Below are 18,978 nucleotides of genomic sequence, written 5' to 3' on the forward strand. Positions count from 1 at the left end.
GGTTAAATATAACGTAAATTAGTAATTCGTAAATTTTTCACTTAAAATATTTTTGAATTATGAATATCTACTTGTTTCCTATTATTTTTATTGCCCTAGTTATTCTTATATCCGCATTTTTTGTAGTAAAGCAACAAACTGCTGCCATTATTGAACGCTTCGGAAGGTTTCATAGTATACGACAATCCGGATTGAATATGAAAATCCCTTTAGTGGATAGAGTTTCTGGACGTTTAAGTTTAAAAATACAACAGCTTGATGTGCTGGTCGAAACCAAAACTTTAGACGATGTTTTTGTGAAATTAAAAGTGTCTGTACAATACATGGTGATACGAGAAAAAGTCTACGACGCATTTTACCGTTTAGATTACCCACACGAGCAAATTACCAGTTTTGTATTTGATGTGATTCGTGCCGAAGTACCAAAAATGAAGTTAGATGATGTTTTTGTGAAAAAAGATGATATTGCCAATGCGGTAAAATCTGAACTTAACGACTATATGACGGATTACGGATTCGACATAATAAAAACCTTAGTTACCGATATTGATCCCGATGCGCAAGTTAAATCGGCCATGAACCGCATTAATGCGTCCGAACGCGAAAAAATTGCTGCACAATATGAAGGTGATGCACAACGCATTCTAATAGTTGAAAAAGCCAAAGCCGAAGCCGAAAGCAAACGACTACAGGGACAAGGTATAGCAGACCAGCGACGGGAAATTGCTAGAGGATTAGAAGAATCTGTTGAAGTTTTAAATCGTGTAGGTATCAATTCACAAGAAGCCTCTGCCCTTATTGTAGTAACCCAACATTACGACACCTTGCAATCCTTAGGTGAAGAAACCAATAGTAACTTGATTTTATTGCCAAATTCGCCGCAAACAGGTAGCGATATGCTCAATAATATGGTAGCCAGTTTTACGGCTAGTAATCAAATTGGAGAAGCTATGAAACGACAAGAGCGCGAACAGGAAGCCAAAAATAAAAAGTAGCGGCAATTCACAAATTGCCTAAGATTAAAAATTAATAGCCGTGGCAATTCGCTATTTTTATAAGTCCGCCTTGTTTGACCTAAAATGGATTAAAAAAAAATCTAAATCCTATATTTGTATTTCATTAAAAATTTCTAAAAACTTCCTATCTAGGTATGGGTAAAAAGAACAAAATTTTATTAGTTGAAGATGATCCGCGTGTTTGTTCTTTTATAAACAAGGGTTTAACCGAAGAATCTTTCGAAGTCAGTATAGCTTTTGACGGTGAAACGGGCTTAAATATGCTCAAAACCAATAAATTCGATTTGGTAATTCTAGATATTATGTTACCTAATATTAACGGTATTGAAGTGTGTAAACAAATTCGCTCTAACAATAATAAAACGCCCATACTTTTTTTAACAGCGCTCGGAAGTGCAGAAAATGTGGTATTGGGATTAAGTTCTGGCGCAGACGACTATCTCATAAAACCTTTCAAATTTATTGAACTCGTAGCGCGTATTAGAACGCTACTTAGACGTTCCAGCGATTTCGGTATTAGTACTTCAATCGACGATGTATATACATTTATGAACCTTGAGGTAAACGACAGCACAAAAACTGTTGTCCGAAACGAACAGGAACTGTCACTCACCTCAACAGAATACCGATTGCTATTAGTCTTTATTAAAAGCCCAAAAAAGGTGTTCTCGAGAATAGAACTTCTCGAATCTGTTTGGGGTGTGAATTTTGATATGGGTACCAATGTGGTTGATGTATATGTTAACTATCTCAGGAAAAAATTAGAAAAATATAACCAGCCTAGACTTATTCAAACCGTGATAGGTATGGGTTACGTTCTAAAGCTTAACGATGAAGACTAAAACAAAAATTGTGCTTTTTTTGGCGAGTATATTTTCGGGCTATACTCTGCTGTTCAGTGTCTTTATATATTTTGCAGTCGCCCGTTATTCTTATACGGATTTTTTTAAACGTCTTGAATTACGGGCTGTTACAACAGCTAAAATTGAATTGGAAAACTTAGAACAAGACGTTAATACTATTCGTGAATTCAGAAAAGGATATTTAGAAACACTTCCCAATGAACAAAGTTACATTTTTGAAATTGCAACCGCCAACCTGCAGTCTGAAGCACAAAATATGGGCGTTAATGAAACCTTTTTAGCTAACATAATAAGCGAGGGTGCCGATAACATTAAAATAGGTCCTTTGTTTTATTCTGGTGTTGTTTATAAGGCTAATAATAAAGAATACGTATCGGTTGTATCGGCCGAAAATTTATACAGTACCAATAAAAGTAAATATTTAAAAAATCTTTTATTAGTATCAATTCTAGTTGCACTAACCATTATATTTGGTACGAGTGTATGGATTTCTAAAAAAATATTAGACCCTTTAAAAGCTGTAACCAACAAGGTTAAAAGTATTAGTTCTGAAAATATGCACTTACGCTTAGAAGTTGGTGATAAAAGCGATGAATTATCAGTACTGGCAAAAACCTTTAACGATATGCTGGACAGAATTGAAACAGCTTTTGAAACTCAAAAAAACTTTATTAGTAACGCGTCGCATGAATTAAATACGCCATTAACGTCCATAATTGGCGAAGCAGATGTGGCGCTTTCTAAAATCAGGAATCCCGAAGACTATATCGAATCCTTAAGCGTAATTTTGGAAGAAGCTGAAAAACTTGACAAAAAAACACGTGCCTTATTATTATTAGCTCGTACAGGTTACAACGGCAAAACTCAAACCTTTGATAAAGTTAGAATGGACCAGCTGTTACTAGATGTTCAAGAAACAGTTTTAAAGATAAATCCAAAAGCTAAAATCAATTTAGATTTTAGCCTTTTACCCGAATCTCCAACAAAATTAAAGGTAAAGGGCAACGAACAATTATTGCATCTGGCTTTTTCTAACGTAGTTTTAAACGCATGTAAATATTCATCTAACCAAGATGTTCAAGTCTCCCTTGGGGCATCGCAATCGCAAGTGATTATAATAATCAAGGATAAAGGCATCGGTATTCCTCCAGAAGAACTACAGTTTATTTACGATCCGTTTTTTAGAGCCTCTAATGTACAAAATTTTGACGGTTATGGAATTGGTTTGCCTTTAACCAGAAATGTAATTAACATTCATGGCGGTGAAATGAATATTAATTCTGTTGTAAATGCTGGAACTATTGTAGAAATAAAACTTCCAATAGGAAATTATTCAATTTAGTAAATTCTAATCTAATTCTAATCTCATCTTTAAAAGGCTCTAATATGCTCGTATTAATTTTGTATTGCAATTAAAAACAAAACAAGATGAAAAAGATTTTAGTTCCTACAGATTTCACAGTTGATTCACTTATTGTTCTCAAGCAAGCCTTAGCAGATAATCAAAACGAAAGGTTAGATATTATTTTAGTTCATGGCTATGAACTTTCGAATTCTATTTCTGATTTATTATTTTTTAATAAATATGCCATCATTAAAAGTCTAGAAAACAAAGCATTCAGAGAGGCAAAAGACATTATCAAAAATAAATTTGAATCGCAAATCAACTCTATTCAATCCGATATTTTTATTGGGTACAATAACCAAGCTTTCAAAAGCTATTTAGAATCTCACAATATAGAAGAAGCATTTGTACCTGTAAACTACAAACTGAAAAAGGTTCACAAAAGAAGTTTTGACATTGTGCCTTTTATTAAAAATTCAACGCCTAAAGTGGTGCAAGTAGAAACACAAGACACGTCTTTAGATTACACTTTGGATAGCGTTTCACGAATTTTTGCTTAAAAAAATCGTAATGAAAAAGTTGCCTAAACCTGGTTTTGGTGCTTTTTACATTGTCTTCTTCTCGCTAGCCATCGGTTTATTTTTGGCTATGTTTTCGAGTAGTAGTAGCCCAGAAGAACACCTTATAGGCTTATGGCAAGAAGTTGCTTGGGAATATGAAAAGGTAGAGCTAGATGCATCAACTGGAACCACAATTGTAAAAAGTATTTCAGAAAATATAAAAAAAGAAATCATTAGTAATCTCATTATTCACGAAGCTGAAACATGGGAATTTACTAAGGATGGTAAATTAAAATTGTTAAGTGAAAACAGCAATGCCGAATCACTTGAATGGAACTTGAAAGGACGCGGAAATATTCTAGCCCTTAAGCATAACAATTTAAACAAAGAGTTTTACAATCTTTACAAGATTAACCAAGAGGAAATGGTGCTATATTTTGATTCAGATATACACGCTAAAGGAATTGTAAAAATGACGTTCAGAAAAATAAACGGTTAAACCATGCTGAGAAAATACAGTAATAGTAGAACATTAGAAGACAACATTAAATTAGGGTCACTAACGGCATTTTCAGCAGGTATGGTAAACGTGGCTTCTGTAATTATCTTCTTTGCGTTTACTTCAAATGTAACGGGTCACTATGCAATTTTGGCCGAGGAAATTGCGAAAGGAAATTGGTACCAAGCAGCGGTAGTATTTGCATGGATCTTTTTATTCTTTTTTGGGAATTTTACTTCAAATATGATTGTAATTCACTCTAGGCATAAAAATAGTCACTTGTCTCATGCCATTCCTTTAATATTAGAATTATTGTGCTTGCTTGGAGTCGGGCTTTACGGACAATTCTTCTACAAAGAGACACTCACAGAAACAGAGATTATGGTAGGCTTGATGCTGTTCGCCATGGGAATTCAAAACGGCTTGACTGCAAGTATTTCTAACTTTGCCGTGAAAACCACGCACCTTACAGGTCTAACCACCGATGTTGGAATTCTTTTAGCAATGTTTACTAAGAAAAGTTACAGGCAAAAACAAGAACTGCGTGATAAAGCGAAATTACTTTTTAGCATCGTCACGTCTTATATGATAGGTGGCGTATTTGCTGGAATTTTATACTTGAACATCCAATTTATGGTGTTTTTAGTGGCTTGTATTGTTATATGCCTTATCATCATGTATGATTATTCAAAGCTAAAAGTCACCAAATTTATCCGTGCTAAAAGATATAAATCTCATAAATGGAAAACTATAAGTACTGACTCTTAACCAAGATTTAGTACTTATGTTTTCTTAAATCCTAATAAATTTATAGACTACTCGCTTCGCTAAATAAAACCTGATCGTTGTCGGATAAAGCATTTTCAATGAATTGATTGATTTCATCATTTCTTTCTAACCCATTATTTAAAAGTACTTTCAAAGCAATAAGGGTGGCGATTCTTGTACCAACCTTCTTTGCATTGGTATTAAAAAGTGGTTGTAAGTCTTCATAACCAACCTTAAGAGCTAGTTTTTGAATTTCCTCTTTGGACTTCGCCCGTTTATCGGTTGGTAAATTTGTATACTTTTTACCGAGTTGTTTTATAACTTCTATTGCTGGTCTCTCTGGTTGCTGCGAAGTTTGTCCTTGTGATTTTAGTGTTTGCTCTTTCGCTTCCTCTTGTTTTGCCCAAGTGTCGCGCAAACCGACTGTTTTGTTGAATACGAGTTTTTCGGATGTACTATCGCTATCAACATTAAAATAACCTAAACGCTGAAACTGAAACCTATCGCCTACTTGAGCTTCCTTTAGACTTGGTTCTACATAAGCTTGAATTATTTTTAACGAATCTGGATTTATAAATTCCAAAAAATCCTTTTCTGGATGGGCATCCGGGGCTTCGTCCATGAACAAACGATCGTATTCTCTAACTTCTGCTTTAATAGCGTGTTCAACAGAAACCCAGTGCAAAGTGCCTTTAACTTTTCTGAGACTGGCTTCGGTACCACTTCCGCTTAAACTATCGGGATCGTATGAGCAATGTATTTCAACAATTCGACCTGAATGATCTTTAACAACCGATTCACCTTTTATGATATAGGCATTCTTTAACCTGACTTCTTTTCCTAAACTAAGTCTGAAATATTTACTGTTAGCTTGCTCTTTAAAATCGTCTTGCTCGATGTATAATATCTTTGAGAACGGAACTTTTCGAAAGCCTGCTGATTCGTCTTCTTGATTATTCTCCGCCTCCATCCATTCAACTTTATCATCTGGATAATTGTCAATAATTAATTTCACAGGATCTAAAACTGCCATCACCCTTGGCGCTGTTTTGTTTAAATCTTCACGGATGCAAAACTCTAACAACGATACATCAATAATGTTATCGCGTTTGGCCACACCAACCTTATCTATAAATTGCTTGATAGATTCTGGCGTGTAACCGCGTCTACGCAAGCCCGAAATAGTTGGCATACGTGGATCATCCCAACCGTTCACTATGCCATCCTCAACCAATTTTAGCAGCTTTCGCTTGCTCATAATAGTATAGCTCAGATTTAAACGGGCAAATTCGCGTTGTTTAGGTAACATAGGGAGCGCTTCGGATTGGTAAGGATACACCTGCTCTTTAAACCAATCGTAAAGCTCTCTATGGGGTTTAAATTCTAAAGAGCACAGTGAATGTGATATTTGTTCAATATAATCACTTTCGCCGTGTGTCCAATCGTACATGGGATAAATACACCAGTCGTTGCCTGTACGATGGTGGTGTTTTTTTAAAATACGGTACATAATAGGGTCACGCATCAGCATATTCGGATGCTGCATATCTATTTTGGCACGCAAGACATGTGTTCCTTCGTTAAACTCGCCGTTTTTCATTCGATTGAACAAGTCTAAATTTTCAGCAACAGTTCTATTTCTATATGGACCATCAACGCCTGGCTCGGTTGGAGTACCCTTTTGTTCAGCCATAGCTTCACTGCTTTGCGAATCTACGTAAGCCTTATCTTCTTTTATCAATAAAACAGCCCAATAATATAATTGTTGAAAATAATCGGAAGAATACAATTCATTCGCCCACTTATAGCCCAACCATGCAACATCGCGTTTTATAGCATCAACGTACGCTTGTTCTTCTTTAGCTGGATTGGTATCGTCAAATCTGAGGTTAACCGGCGCATTGTATTTTTCTCCCAAACCAAAACTAATACCAATGGCTTTAGTATGACCAATATGCAAATAACCATTGGGTTCTGGTGGAAAACGAAACCGCAGCTTAGACTTTGGCAATCCGTTTTTTAAATCTTCTTCTATAATATGCTCAATAAAATTGAGTGATTTGTGATCGTCAAACATAACTTAAAGCTTTAAATAGCAAAAATACGTGTGCAAAATTAGGTAAATTTGCATTCTAATTTTATGATATGGGAATAATTAAGGTTGAAAACATTAAGGTCTATGCCCACCATGGTTGTTTGCCGGCAGAAACAATTATTGGCAGTGATTACAGAGTTGATATTGAGGTGAAAGCAAATTTATTAATATCTGCTGAAAGTGATGCACTAGAAGATACGGTTGATTATGTATTACTAAATGCTATTGTTAAAAAAGAAATGGCAAAACCTAGTAAACTGCTCGAAACCGTTGCACAGCGCATTATAAATAAAATATTTATTAAAGACCAGCGTGTTACAAAAGCTATGGTAAGTATTAGTAAAATAAACCCGCCAATTGGAGGTGATGTGGAAATGGTAACAATAAAATTAACCGAAAGACGAAAAATTTCAGACTAAGTAGTGTTAACTGTATATTTTTTATACTTTTGCTGTATAATTTAAGATACCTGCATTCGCAGGTATTTGGCATCATGGCCGAGTGGCTAGGCTCAGCTCTGCAAAAGCTGCTACAGCGGTTCGAATCCGCTTGATGCCTCGAAACCTTCAGGGAAACTTGAGGGTTTTTTTATTTCTAATTTTTTAAAAAAATTAATTAAATATTAGCTCTGCAAAAGCTGCTACAACGGCGACTTAATCCCGTCTTTAGTTGGGATTGAATCCACATGATGCCTCAAAATTAAACCCGTTAAGTCGGGGTTTTTTATTTCTAATTTTTTAAAAAAATTAATTAAATACTAGCTCTGCAAAAGCTGCTACAACGGCGACTTAGTCCCGACTTTAGTTGGGATTGAATCCGCTTGTTGCCTCTAAATTAAACCCGTTAAGTCGGGGATATATATTTCTAATTTTTTTGAAAAATTAATTAAATATTAGCTCTGCAAAAGCTGATACAATGGCGATTTAGTACCAGCTTTTAGTTGGGTTTAAAATCATTTCTTTATTCCACAGAGGTTCGCTGAGAAACACGGAGGTTCACGGAGAATGTTAGATACGGATTACAAAAATTTACACAGATGAATTTTATAATAGCCAATATTTTATCATCAAATATTTGATAATCAATGAAATCTGTGTCTTAATATAATATTGCTTGTATGAGCACTCAGTAAAACCAACTATTTCTGCTCGGAAGATCTTATAGTCTCAATCCGCTGTTTGTTTTTCTGATAAGCATTTGGGAATAATCCTTGCACTAATAACAATACCCCAAAGCCTAAAATAACCAGGGCTATAATTTTTTTGGTTTTAAAAATTAGTCTAGGTGTTAGCTTATTTTTAAGACGTTTAGCTGCCGCGATTTTGAATAAATCTACTATAAAATAAGTAATTAGCATGGTTATTACAAAAACCAAAACGCCATTTTCGCCCGAAGTTATTGAGCTACCTATAACTATAAAGCCCAACCAACCTAGTAACACACCTATATTGATAAAATTCAGTAAAAACCCTTTTATAAATAACTTTGCGTAGTCTTTTTGGATGGTAACTTTTCTGTATTCTCGTACAATTAATTTAAAAGAATTAGAGGTTTTTATAAAAGAAATAAAACCGTAGACTATTAATAATACACCACCAAACAACAGAAAATTTGGATCGTCCTTTACTTTTTCAATTAAATTATTGGTGCTGTAAAAAGCGATTGCAATAAAAAAAATATCTGCTAAAATAACTCCAAAATCAAAAATTAAAGCACTTTTAAATCCTTTGGTCGCACTAGTTTCTAGAAGTACAAAAAATACTGGACCCACAGTGAATGCCAAAATTATTCCAAAAGGAATAGCAGATAAAATATCGTCTATCATTAAAAAGGTGGTTTCTGCAAATTTAGCAAACTCTTATAAATATTACATACGCTTTAAGTTTCCGCCTAATGCAATATTCTCAGTGATGGTTTTAGGATTACCGTATACATATACATTTCCGCCAGCTCTTATCCTAGCATCTACGGTTTGGGAGGCTCTTACATTGGCTTCACCTGCTGCATTTATACTTACCGTAGTTGTCTTGGTATTTAAACTTTCACCATTATAAATTCCGCCTGTGTAAATAGAAATATCTTGCGTATTGGCCTCGCCCCTGGTTTCGATAATACCACCAGTGACCGCGCGTATTTTTAAATAATCAACTTCTATATGGGCATCTATGGTGGCTCCTTCTTGGGTGCGGAGTTCTAACTTATCTTGCTTTATTAAATTATTGGCAGTAATTATCGAACCTTCGTTAGCGTCTATCACTTCAATATTGGTATAAAACACATTGACTTCAATATCGGAACCTTTAAATAATTTTTTAAGAGTCATTCTAATCTTTAGAGTTTTACCTGTTTGAACAATACTAACATCCTCAGGATTTGTGCCAGAAATAACTACTTTATTCTCGCTGGAAGGAATTAAATTCACTTCAATTAAATCGAATGTTTTAAGAGTGCTAAATTCATTTACAGACTTTTCTACGCTTTGTTGGGCCGCAGCGTTTAATGAAATCAACGTTGCTATTAAAAAAAATAGGTTTTTCATAATTCTATTCTGTGGCATTATATTTACCAATCAATTCAAAATCTAAATGTTTTTTGACTAAATCTGCTTGTTTTACTTTTACAACGATTTCATCGCCTAATTGGTACATATTTTTTGTTTTTCTACCAATGACCGCATATTCTTTTTCGTCAAAAATATAGTGATCGTCTTTTAAATCTTGAAGTCGTACCATGCCTTCACATTTGTTGGATATGATTTCAACATAAATTCCCCAATCAGTAACACCTGAAATAACTCCTACAAAATTTTCATCTTTATGATCTTGCATAAATTTAATTTGCATGTATTTTATTGAATCACGCTCAGCTTTGGTAGCCAAGTATTCCATATTACTAGAGTGTTGGCATTTATCTTCGTAGACCTCTTGATTAGCTGTTTTACCACCGTCTAGATAGTGTTGCAGCAATCGGTGCGTCATAACATCTGGATAACGTCTAATAGGTGACGTAAAATGACTGTAATAATCAAAAGCCAAGCCATAGTGGCCAATATTTTCAGTACTGTATTCAGCTTTACTCATTGTTCTGATGGTGAGTGTATCCACTAAATTTTGCTCTTTACTTCCAACTACGGCACTTAATAATGCATTCAAGGATTTAGAAATGGTATGTCGGTCTTGTAAATTGATTTTATGACCAAAACGTCCTATGATATTTTGAAGTGCAGCCAATTTACTTTCATCTGGTTCGTCGTGAATTCGATAAATAAAGGTTTTTTTAGGTTTTTGCTTTCCTATGAATTCAGCCACTTTTCTATTGGCTAGCAGCATAAATTCTTCTATTAATTTATTAGCCTCTTTACTGGATTTAGCATAAATTCCTATTGGATTATTATCTTCATCTAAATTAAATTTTACTTCAAGTTTATCAAAAGAAATCGCACCAGATGCCATGCGTTTATTGCGCATTTTTTTTGCCAAGTTGTTTAATATTAAAACTGCTTGAGCAATTTCTGGTTTGGTATCATAGTTTTTATTTGTTAACGAAACAGATTCTGGAATGGTGGTATTAATTCCAGCTAAATTTAATACATCGCTATTGGGATTGTTTTCAATAATTGCTTGTGCTTCTTCGTAAGCAAATCGCGCATCACTATAGGTAACAGTGCGACCAAACCATTGCTTGGTAACTTCAGCTTTCTGATTTAAATTAAAGATGGCTGAAAAGGTATATTTTTCTTCATGCGGTCTTAATGAACACGCATTATTTGATAATACTTCGGGAAGCATTGGTACAACTCTATCTACTAAATATATGGAAGTAGCGCGTTCGTAAGCCTCATCATCTAAAATAGTATTTGGTTGCACATAATGCGAAACATCGGCGATGTGAATTCCTATTTCGTACTGACCATTATCAAGAATTTTGAAAGATAAAGCATCGTCAAAATCCTTAGCATCGTGTGGATCTATTGTAAAGGTTAAGGTTTCGCGTAAATCCAGACGTTTTTTGGTTTCCTCTATGGTAATTGAAGTATCAATTTTATTAGCGAAAGCTTCAACTTCTTCAGGAAAATCTGCAGGTAGTCCGTATTCGGCTAAAATTGAATGTATTTCGGTATTGTGCTCACCGGGTTTTCCAAGGACTTTTATTACTTTACCGTGCGGAGAATCCGCCTTTTCTGGCCAATCTTCTAATGAAACCAGTACTTTATCGCCATCTTCAGCTTTGTTAGTTTTATTGATAGGTACAAAAATATCTTTGTGCATTTTATTACTATCAGCAATTACAAAAGCAAAATTCTTTTGAAGTTGAATAACACCTACATATTCATTTTTTGCGCGTTTTATAATTTCTGTGATTTCACCTTCCAGCTTGCCACTTTTACGTCTTTTGTAAAGATAAAATTCAACAGTATCGCCGTCTAAAGCTTTGTTTATATTATTCGAAGCCACATAAACATCGTCTTCAAATTCATCTGTAATTATGTAACCACTACCTCTGGCTGCCATATCTAAAACACCAGTATAATATTCGGTGTTGATAACAGCTTTGAATTTGCCACGTTCAACCTCTTCTATTTCTTTTTTTGCTAGTAATTTTTGAAGATTTTTAATAATTTGGTTTCTGCTACTTGCATCGTTAACTTCAAGGATAGCAGCAATTTGTTTGTAATTAAATGTTTTATTTTTTTCCTTTTTTAGGATACTTAATATAGTGGAAGATAAATTTTGTAGGTTATTGGAAGATTTGTTTTTTTTCTTTCTATTCATTGTATTTCAATTGTTATTATTACAAAATTACGGTTAATAAAATGAACCTAAATGCAACTAGAAAAACTTTATCCACATTTAATAATATAATAATCATATTTTTTTTAAAATTTAAATAAAAAATGTTGTTTATGATAGCTTGTTAATAGTGCGTATAACTTTTTTGACGATTGCTTTGATGGTATTAAATTTACATTCTATTAATATTTAGTTAACATTGAATATCTGTTCTAACCTATTAAATTATAGCTAATTTATAAATACTATTAACAACTGTTTATAACGTGAATTTAATCTAAATTGATTAAAAGTTTTTTGAAAATTAATGTTCATTGATACCTTTAATTGTCTGATAAATTAATAAAATTTTTAGGCTAACTTTTTTGGTAGTTCAATACTAATTTTGGTTTGAAATTTTTAATGAAATAAAAAAATTTTAATGTTAGAAAATAGCCAACACTTATCAACAACTTATTAAAATGTTATCTTGCTTATATTAAAAACTATTAAATATATATTTTACCTAATAAGGTTATAATAAATAAACTTCACTACAACATCTAACGTTTATAGTTAGAATATTTATTAATTGGTAGTTATTTAATAAGAAGAACTTTTGTAGTCTTACCCCGGTTAGAAATTACTTCAACAAAGTAAGTTCCTTTTGAAAGGTTATTTACAGAAATAAATGTATCAGTTTCTGTTTTTATAAGTTGTCCTAGAGTAGAATAAATATTTATTTTTTCTAGTCGGATATTTTCTTGTAAGTCTAAGATTATAAAATTAGTAGCAGGGTTTGGATATAAGTTAAAATTTGTTTGTACAAAACTATCGCTAGATAAAATGTTTGATAAACCAAATACCCTTACGTGGCCAGAAAAACTTCCATTGCCTGTATTAGACGAAGCACCTATGGCTATTTTTCCACCATCTTTAGATAAAGAAATACTTTCACCACTAAAATCATTAGCCGCTTCACCGTCTATATCGTTTCCAATTTGATTCCAACTACCAAAATTATATTGGAAAACTCGAACATGTCCTGAGTCCTGACCATTTCCGTCATTACCTGCCGCTCCTATTGCTAAAATAGTCCCATCACCAGACAAAAAGACTTGACCTCCACTACTATCGCCAGCATCTTCACCATTGATATTATTACCTATTTGAGTCCAAGTTTCATCTAAATTTTCATAAACTTTTACATGACCTGAATCTTCACCATTTTCATCATTTCCAATTGCACCTACTGCAACGAAATTACCATTTTCAGATAGCGTTACACTCCAACCACTAAAATCGTTAATAGCCTCACCATCAATGTCATTACCTATTTGTATCCAATTATTATTTATATTTTTAAATACTCTCACATGCCCCGAATTAGAACCGTTTCCATCATTTCCTCTTGCGCCTATTGCTAGTATATTACCATCACTGGATAAGGATATACTATTACCACTAAGATCACCTGCAGCTTCACCATTTATATTGTTACCAATTTGAATCCAATTATCGTCAATATTTTAAAATACTCTTACATGACCAGAAGCAGTACCATTTCCATTATTTAAAGGGGCTCCGACAGCTAATATATTTCCATCCGATGACAGAGAAATGCTATCACCAAAAAAATTACTTGCGGCTTCACCATCGATATCATTTCCAACTTGTGTCCAGTTATCTAAAATGCTTTTATATACCCTCACGTGTCCTGCGTTATTACCATTTCCATCATTTCTAGGAGCACCAATAGCCAATACAGTTCCATCAGCTGATAAAAACACACTACTCCCACTCCTATCGTCGGCCGCTTCACCAGTTATATTGTTACCAATTTGAGTCCAATTATTATCTATATTTTGAAACACTTTTACATGTCCAGAACCAGCTCCATTTGCCGCATTAAAAGGAGAGCCTATAGCAAGTCTATTGCCATCGTCAGATAAAGAGACAGACCAGCCACTTCTATCAAAGGCGTTTTCTCCATCGATATCTATTCCAATTTGAGTTTGTGATATACAAAAAATAGGCAATAAGTAAATGAGTATAAATTTTTTCATAACAATTTTATATTGAATATATTCAAAAGTAAAAATTATATTAGTATATAATGGATTTTTAATTTGAAATAAATAGCACACACTTATCAACAACCTATTAAAATGTTATGAACCTATTTTAAAGCTTCGCTATTTTATTACCTTTGTTTATACTTCACCTAAATTTAAATTTATGACTATCGCAATAGGAAATGACCACGCTGGTACCGATTATAAAAATGCTGTTATAGCACATCTCGAATCTAAAGGAATCACGGTAACTAATTATGGAACCAATTCAAATGATAGTGTTGATTATCCAGATTTTGTGCATCCTGTGGCTAGTGATGTTTCTGACAAAAAAGTAGACTTCGGAATTATTATTTGCGGTAGCGGAAATGGTGCTAATATGACTGCTAACAAACATCAGGAAGTGCGTTCTGCTTTGTGTTGGACTAAAGAAATAGCTGCGCTTGCAAGGCAACACAATGATGCTAACATTTTAAGCATTCCTGCAAGGTTTACAGCGCTTCAACAAGCTTTGGAAATGGTGGATGTATTTTTAAATACAGCTTTTGAAGGTGGTCGTCATGCCAATCGTGTAGCGAAAATTCCAGTGTGTTAATCCATGTCACATTCTCATAACCATCAAAATATCGAAGTTAGAGAGCGAAATCTCTTAATTGCCATATTTTTAAATATTGGTATTACTGCAGCGCAAGTAGTTGGTGGTTTTATTTCAGGAAGTCTAGCCTTATTAAGCGATGCCCTTCACAACTTTAGCGATGTGGTATCGTTGGTTATTAGTTATTTGGCTTCAAAATTATCCAAAAGAAAAGCATCTACCCATAAAACATTTGGATATAAACGGGCCGAAATTTTAGCGGCGTTTATCAATGCCTCAACTTTAGTTATTGTGGCTGTTTTGTTGATTATTGAATCGATTAAGCGTTTTCAAAATCCCCAAGTAATAGATTCAAACCTCGTTATTTGGTTGTCGCTTTTAGCCATTGCTTTTAATGGGTTTAGTGTATTACTACTTAAAAAAAGTGCCGCGCATAATTTAAATATGAAATCGGCCTATTTACATTTATTAACCGATATGTTAGCAAGTGTTGCCGTGTTTATTGGTGGATTACTTATGAAATTCTATCAGCTATATTTTGTGGATAGCGTACTAACCTTAGCGATTGCCTTATATTTAATTTATGTTGGTTACGATTTGCTAAAAAATTCAACTAGAATATTGATGTTATTTACACCAGATCATATCAACATTGAAAGCATTGTAAAACGTGTTAATACCATCGAAAATGTAAAAAAACTACATCATGTACACGTATGGTCTTTAAACGATGATGAACTACATTTGGAAGCGCATTTAGATTTAAAAGACAACATTTCAATAGAAAGTTTTAATATCATTTTAATACAAATTGAAGCAATGCTAACTGAGGAATTCAACATCAATCACATCACCATACAGCCCGAATTTAATAAAACAGATTCTAAAGAAATTATCGTTCAAGATTAATAAGAGAACATGTTAAATATTCAAACCAAAGAATTTAACCATTTATCACTTCAAGAATTATATGCAATTTTACAGTTGCGTAGCGAAATATTTGTGGTGGAGCAAAATTGTGTTTATCAAGATTTAGACGGAAAAGATGAAGCAGCGTTACATATTTTAGGTTTTAAACACAAGAAATTAGTTGCCTATACGAGGGTTTTTGAACCTGGTTATTATTTTAAGGAAGCCAGTATTGGTAGAGTTGTTGTAGGCCAAAACGAACGTAAATTTGGTTATGGGTACGATATTATGATGGCTTCTATTCAAGTGGTTCAAATTCATTTTAAAACTTCCAACATTCGAATATCTGCACAATGTTATTTAAAACGCTTTTATAATAATCTAAATTTTGTAGAAGATGGCGTAGCCTATTTAGAAGACGGAATTCCGCATATTTCTATGCTTTTTAAACCTTAATTTTCTGTCATTACATGGGTGATTAAAATCTCCACACGTCGGTCGTATTTAGCTTCGCCTCCAAGTGGCATTTTGCGTCGCATACCAACATATTTCATCCGTCTCGGATTCACACCTTTTTTAGCTAAAAAATCATATACAAATTGCGCTCTGGCAACCGATAGATTAACTTTATTAGTCTTTCTGTCTAAGGCATCACGCGTATTTTGTGTACAACACACATGACCTTGAATGGTAAAATACAAGTCTTTTCGCTCAACCAGTACTTCGGCTAAGTCATCTAAAACTTTTCTCGATTCTGGTAACAAATAGCTATAACCTGTTTTAAACAAAAGGTTTTCAATTAGTATTTTATCACCTGGTTTAACATCGCCCCTTAATAGGTCTTTTGCCTCAGGTTTTTTCGTAATAGCCTCAACAGTTTCCTCAACTTTTTCTATTATTGGACTTACTATGATTTCAACCTTTCGGTTTAATCCTCTTATTTTGTGAATATCGTCTTCAGCAATTAGCTTGAGTAATATTTTACCCTTTCCGTCTACATTGGTAATTAAATTTTCGTCAAATTCACTATCTGAAAAAACTGATTTTATTGCGTCAGCACGTTGTTGAGAAAGTTTAATATTATAACTTTCACTGCCGCGATCATCTGTAAAGCCGTAAATAGATATTTTTTCAATTCCTATATCTTCAAGTTGGGATAGAAACAGTAATAATCGGTTGAGTTCAGTTGAAGGAATATCGAATTTGTCGGTATCAAAATACACTTCGTGCGTCAGTTTCTGTTGTGAAAATGAATAACTTGCAACAAGTAATATGATGATTAGAAAACGTTTCAACTTTAATAGATTTATGCAAAAGGTAATTAAAGATAAAAAATTAAATTACAATTAAGGTTTTAAATACTTGTTATAGGTATTCAAGTTGCTTAAAATTGCCTTAGCTTTACTGACTTCTGGATTGCTTAAGGTATAATACTCATACAAACCTTCTCTATAAAAATACCGCGTTATAATCTCGTCGGTTAGTAGCGACATTAGTTGCGCTTTATTGCTGTCTAAAGCGGAATTTTTATAAGCCTGAATATCATTTAATAGGTTTTGGTAACTGGTGTTTATAGCAACATCTATCTGCTCTTCTTTAGCTTGTTGAATTGCTTTGTTAAACACCTTTTCGGTTTCAGTTTTAAACTCAAAATTGTTATTAGCCAGATACTGTTTAAAATCGGCAAAATCTTTATCGCTTAGTTTAAAATCAGACAAACTTTCAACATTATTATTGTAAAAGTAACTGGTTGCAAAATTGAAGATGTAGTCATTTTCTAAGATTGCTTTTGAAATTGGAGTCAGTGCCGATTCCGATAATTTTTCGTCAGGATCAACGCCGCCACCATCGTAAACTGTACGGCCGTTTTTGGTTTTAAATGCTGTGAATTGTTCTTGTTTCAGTCTGGTAGCATTACCTTTTTCGTCCTTATTCCAATAATCTAATGCCTGAATGCATCTCCCTGAAGGTGTGTAGTAACGCGATATGGTAATTTTCATTTGGGCACCATAACTCAAAGGTTTAGGACGTTGTACCAGCCCTTTTCCAAAACTTCTCGAACCCACAACCACACCGCGATCAAGATCTTGTAAAGCACCCGAAACAATTTCACTGGCCGAAGCACTGCGGTCATCAATAATTACAACTACAGGAATTTGGGTATCAAAGGCTTCTTTTTGAGTAAAATAAGTTTGATTGTATTTTTTAATTTTAGATTTTGTTGTAACGACCAGTTGGTTTTGAGGCACAAAAATATTGACGATATTAACAGCCTCACTTAGCAGTCCACCAGGATTACCTCGTAAGTCTAAAATAACTTTTTCGGCGCCTTGATTTTTTAAATCTCTTAAAGCGCTCATGGTTTCGGCAGATGCTTTTTGGGTAAATTTTCGTAATACTATATAGGCGATATTGCCATCAATTAAACTGTAATGCGTTACAGCGTTAGTTTCAATTCCTGCACGAGTTAAAGTCGCGGTTTCTGTTTTACCTTGTCTTTTGTAGGTCACATTTACGGTCGATCCTGCAGCGCCTTCTAATAAATTTCCTGCATCGTCATTAAAGTCGGCAACCACAATATTATCGACTTTAATAATTTCATCTCCAGCTTTTAAACCCGCTTTGTCTGCAGGTAAATCCTTAAATGGCTCGACTATTATTAACTTATCTTTTGTTGTTTTTACTGTCGCACCAATACCGGTAAAATCATTGGTTTGATTGATACGTGCCGCTTGAACATCTTGTTCATTATAAAACTGAGTATAGGGATCTAAATCATTTAACATGCTTTTAATTGCCGTATCCATTAAATCTGCCGGATTGGTATCGTCAACATAATTCATGTTGATTTCTTTATAGAGCGTAGTAAAGATTTCAATTTGTTTGGCAACCTCAAAAAAGTTGCTTCTAAAGGCGGTTCCTGTGAACAAAACTATGGCCAATAAAACAGGTATATAGAACTTCTTTTTCATCTTTTGTGAATTGATTAATTGTGACTTCAACAAAAATAAGCAATCACAGTCTTTTGGAATGTATATTAACTTTTTGTTGAAAACGTTTAAAGAGGCTAAGCTATTTTTTTCAGAAAAAGCTCAAACAAGTGCTTCATTTTTGAATTAACAACTTCAAAAGTTGTGCCTTCTTTTCCAATATACAATATCATAAACGCATAACAGCCCGAAGTATTGCTAAAATACTGCGCTTTGTTTAGTCGGTAAGCCTCGCGCAGCAAGCGTTTTATTCTAATTCTGTCCACAGCTTTTTTAAATTGTCGCTTAGGCACGCTTACACCTGTTTTTATTTGAGCACCATCAGTAAATTCAGTTTTTAAATAAATCAACCGTAAGGGATAAACCGATACCGATTTACCCTTGGCAAAAAGTTGTGCAATGAGCTTTTTACTTTTAAGTTTTTCTATTTTTTTGTAAGTGGCGTCCATAACATTAGTGTGGTAAAAGTAGGAAATACTAACTGTAATTAACAT

The 18,978-nt window shown here is 33.8% G+C and carries 19 protein-coding genes, 1 tRNA gene and 1 pseudogene; 11 read left to right on the top strand and 10 right to left on the bottom strand.

The genetic code is table 11. The annotated features are described in order from the left end of the window. Positions 1-59: 59 nt before the first annotated feature. The 6 genes from V7Z48_RS03245 (at position 60) to V7Z48_RS03270 (ending at position 5,051) form a co-directional block, all read left to right on the top strand. A complete protein-coding gene (locus V7Z48_RS03245) occupies positions 60-995 on the top strand; it encodes an SPFH domain-containing protein (RefSeq protein ID WP_334111957.1) in 936 nt (311 codons plus the stop codon). A gap of 155 nt (positions 996-1,150) precedes the next feature. Further along, positions 1,151-1,858, top strand: coding sequence for a response regulator transcription factor (locus V7Z48_RS03250; protein ID WP_334111958.1), 708 nt, complete (start codon positions 1,151-1,153; stop codon positions 1,856-1,858). Next, complete coding sequence (locus V7Z48_RS03255) at positions 1,848-3,221, top strand: ATP-binding protein (RefSeq protein WP_334111959.1); 1,374 nt, start codon at positions 1,848-1,850, stop codon at positions 3,219-3,221. Before V7Z48_RS03250 ends, V7Z48_RS03255 begins: the two co-directional genes overlap by 11 nt. A gap of 86 nt (positions 3,222-3,307) precedes the next feature. After that, the gene (locus V7Z48_RS03260; RefSeq protein ID WP_334111960.1) at positions 3,308-3,784 is read left to right on the top strand and encodes a hypothetical protein; all 477 of its coding nucleotides are present in this window, start codon (positions 3,308-3,310) and stop codon (positions 3,782-3,784) included. A gap of 10 nt (positions 3,785-3,794) precedes the next feature. Further along, entirely contained in the window at positions 3,795-4,283 is a 489-nt protein-coding gene (locus V7Z48_RS03265; RefSeq protein ID WP_334111961.1) for a hypothetical protein, read from the top strand. Between the two features lie 3 nt (positions 4,284-4,286). Beyond that, positions 4,287-5,051: a YoaK family protein gene (locus V7Z48_RS03270; RefSeq protein ID WP_334111962.1), complete on the top strand. Its 765-nt coding sequence runs from the start codon at positions 4,287-4,289 to the stop codon at positions 5,049-5,051. 40 nt (positions 5,052-5,091) lie between these two features. Here V7Z48_RS03270 and V7Z48_RS03275 read toward each other — a convergent pair whose 3' ends face one another. After that, positions 5,092-7,128: a glutamine--tRNA ligase/YqeY domain fusion protein gene (locus V7Z48_RS03275; RefSeq protein WP_334111963.1), complete on the bottom strand. Its 2,037-nt coding sequence runs from the start codon at positions 7,126-7,128 to the stop codon at positions 5,092-5,094. Between the two features lie 68 nt (positions 7,129-7,196). On the opposite strand from V7Z48_RS03275, the gene folB reads away from it, so the two are divergent. Continuing rightward, entirely contained in the window at positions 7,197-7,565 is a 369-nt protein-coding gene (gene folB, locus V7Z48_RS03280; RefSeq protein WP_334111964.1) for a dihydroneopterin aldolase, read from the top strand. A gap of 68 nt (positions 7,566-7,633) precedes the next feature. Next, a tRNA-Cys gene (locus V7Z48_RS03285) sits at positions 7,634-7,704 on the top strand. Between the two features lie 580 nt (positions 7,705-8,284). Here the strand turns inward: V7Z48_RS03285 and V7Z48_RS03290 are convergent. From V7Z48_RS03290 to V7Z48_RS03310, 6 genes and pseudogenes are all read right to left on the bottom strand, one after another. Then, on the bottom strand, positions 8,285-8,971 hold the full coding sequence (locus tag V7Z48_RS03290; RefSeq protein WP_334111965.1) for a LysE family translocator: 687 nt from the start codon (positions 8,969-8,971) through the stop codon (positions 8,285-8,287). Positions 8,972-9,013: 42 nt separating this feature from the next. Continuing rightward, positions 9,014-9,685 (bottom strand): head GIN domain-containing protein, encoded by a 672-nt coding sequence (locus V7Z48_RS03295; RefSeq protein ID WP_334111966.1) that lies wholly within the window; start codon positions 9,683-9,685, stop codon positions 9,014-9,016. A 4-nt stretch (positions 9,686-9,689) separates the two neighbouring features. After that, on the bottom strand, positions 9,690-11,918 hold the full coding sequence (rnr, locus tag V7Z48_RS03300; protein WP_334111967.1) for a ribonuclease R: 2,229 nt from the start codon (positions 11,916-11,918) through the stop codon (positions 9,690-9,692). Between the two features lie 596 nt (positions 11,919-12,514). After that, positions 12,515-13,291, bottom strand: coding sequence for a T9SS type A sorting domain-containing protein (locus tag V7Z48_RS03305; protein ID WP_334111968.1), 777 nt, complete (start codon positions 13,289-13,291; stop codon positions 12,515-12,517). Beyond that, a pseudogene (locus V7Z48_RS13570) lies at positions 13,292-13,441 on the bottom strand (hypothetical protein); the annotation flags it as partial. Between the two features lie 3 nt (positions 13,442-13,444). Continuing rightward, on the bottom strand, positions 13,445-13,981 hold the full coding sequence (locus V7Z48_RS03310; protein WP_334111969.1) for a hypothetical protein: 537 nt from the start codon (positions 13,979-13,981) through the stop codon (positions 13,445-13,447). Positions 13,982-14,153: 172 nt separating this feature from the next. On the opposite strand from V7Z48_RS03310, the gene rpiB reads away from it, so the two are divergent. The 3 genes from rpiB to V7Z48_RS03325 are packed head-to-tail and all read left to right on the top strand — an operon-like array spanning position 14,154 to position 15,950. Beyond that, a complete protein-coding gene (gene rpiB, locus V7Z48_RS03315; protein ID WP_334111970.1) occupies positions 14,154-14,585 on the top strand; it encodes a ribose 5-phosphate isomerase B in 432 nt (143 codons plus the stop codon). A 3-nt stretch (positions 14,586-14,588) separates the two neighbouring features. Beyond that, positions 14,589-15,494: a cation diffusion facilitator family transporter gene (locus V7Z48_RS03320; protein WP_334111971.1), complete on the top strand. Its 906-nt coding sequence runs from the start codon at positions 14,589-14,591 to the stop codon at positions 15,492-15,494. Between the two features lie 9 nt (positions 15,495-15,503). After that, complete coding sequence (locus V7Z48_RS03325) at positions 15,504-15,950, top strand: GNAT family N-acetyltransferase (RefSeq protein ID WP_334111972.1); 447 nt, start codon at positions 15,504-15,506, stop codon at positions 15,948-15,950. Here the strand turns inward: V7Z48_RS03325 and V7Z48_RS03330 are convergent. From V7Z48_RS03330 to V7Z48_RS03340, 3 genes are all read right to left on the bottom strand, one after another. Beyond that, complete coding sequence (locus tag V7Z48_RS03330; RefSeq protein ID WP_334111973.1) at positions 15,947-16,789, bottom strand: OmpA family protein; 843 nt, start codon at positions 16,787-16,789, stop codon at positions 15,947-15,949. The genes V7Z48_RS03325 and V7Z48_RS03330 overlap by 4 nt on opposite strands. A 51-nt stretch (positions 16,790-16,840) precedes the next feature. Further along, positions 16,841-18,466, bottom strand: coding sequence for a S41 family peptidase (locus V7Z48_RS03335; protein ID WP_334111974.1), 1,626 nt, complete (start codon positions 18,464-18,466; stop codon positions 16,841-16,843). Between the two features lie 95 nt (positions 18,467-18,561). Beyond that, positions 18,562-18,978 (bottom strand): ribonuclease P protein component, encoded by a 417-nt coding sequence (locus V7Z48_RS03340; protein WP_428849968.1) that lies wholly within the window; start codon positions 18,976-18,978, stop codon positions 18,562-18,564.

This window comes from Paucihalobacter sp. (genome assembly GCF_036825875.1).
In the GTDB taxonomy this organism is placed as follows: Bacteria; Bacteroidota; Bacteroidia; order Flavobacteriales; family Flavobacteriaceae; genus Paucihalobacter.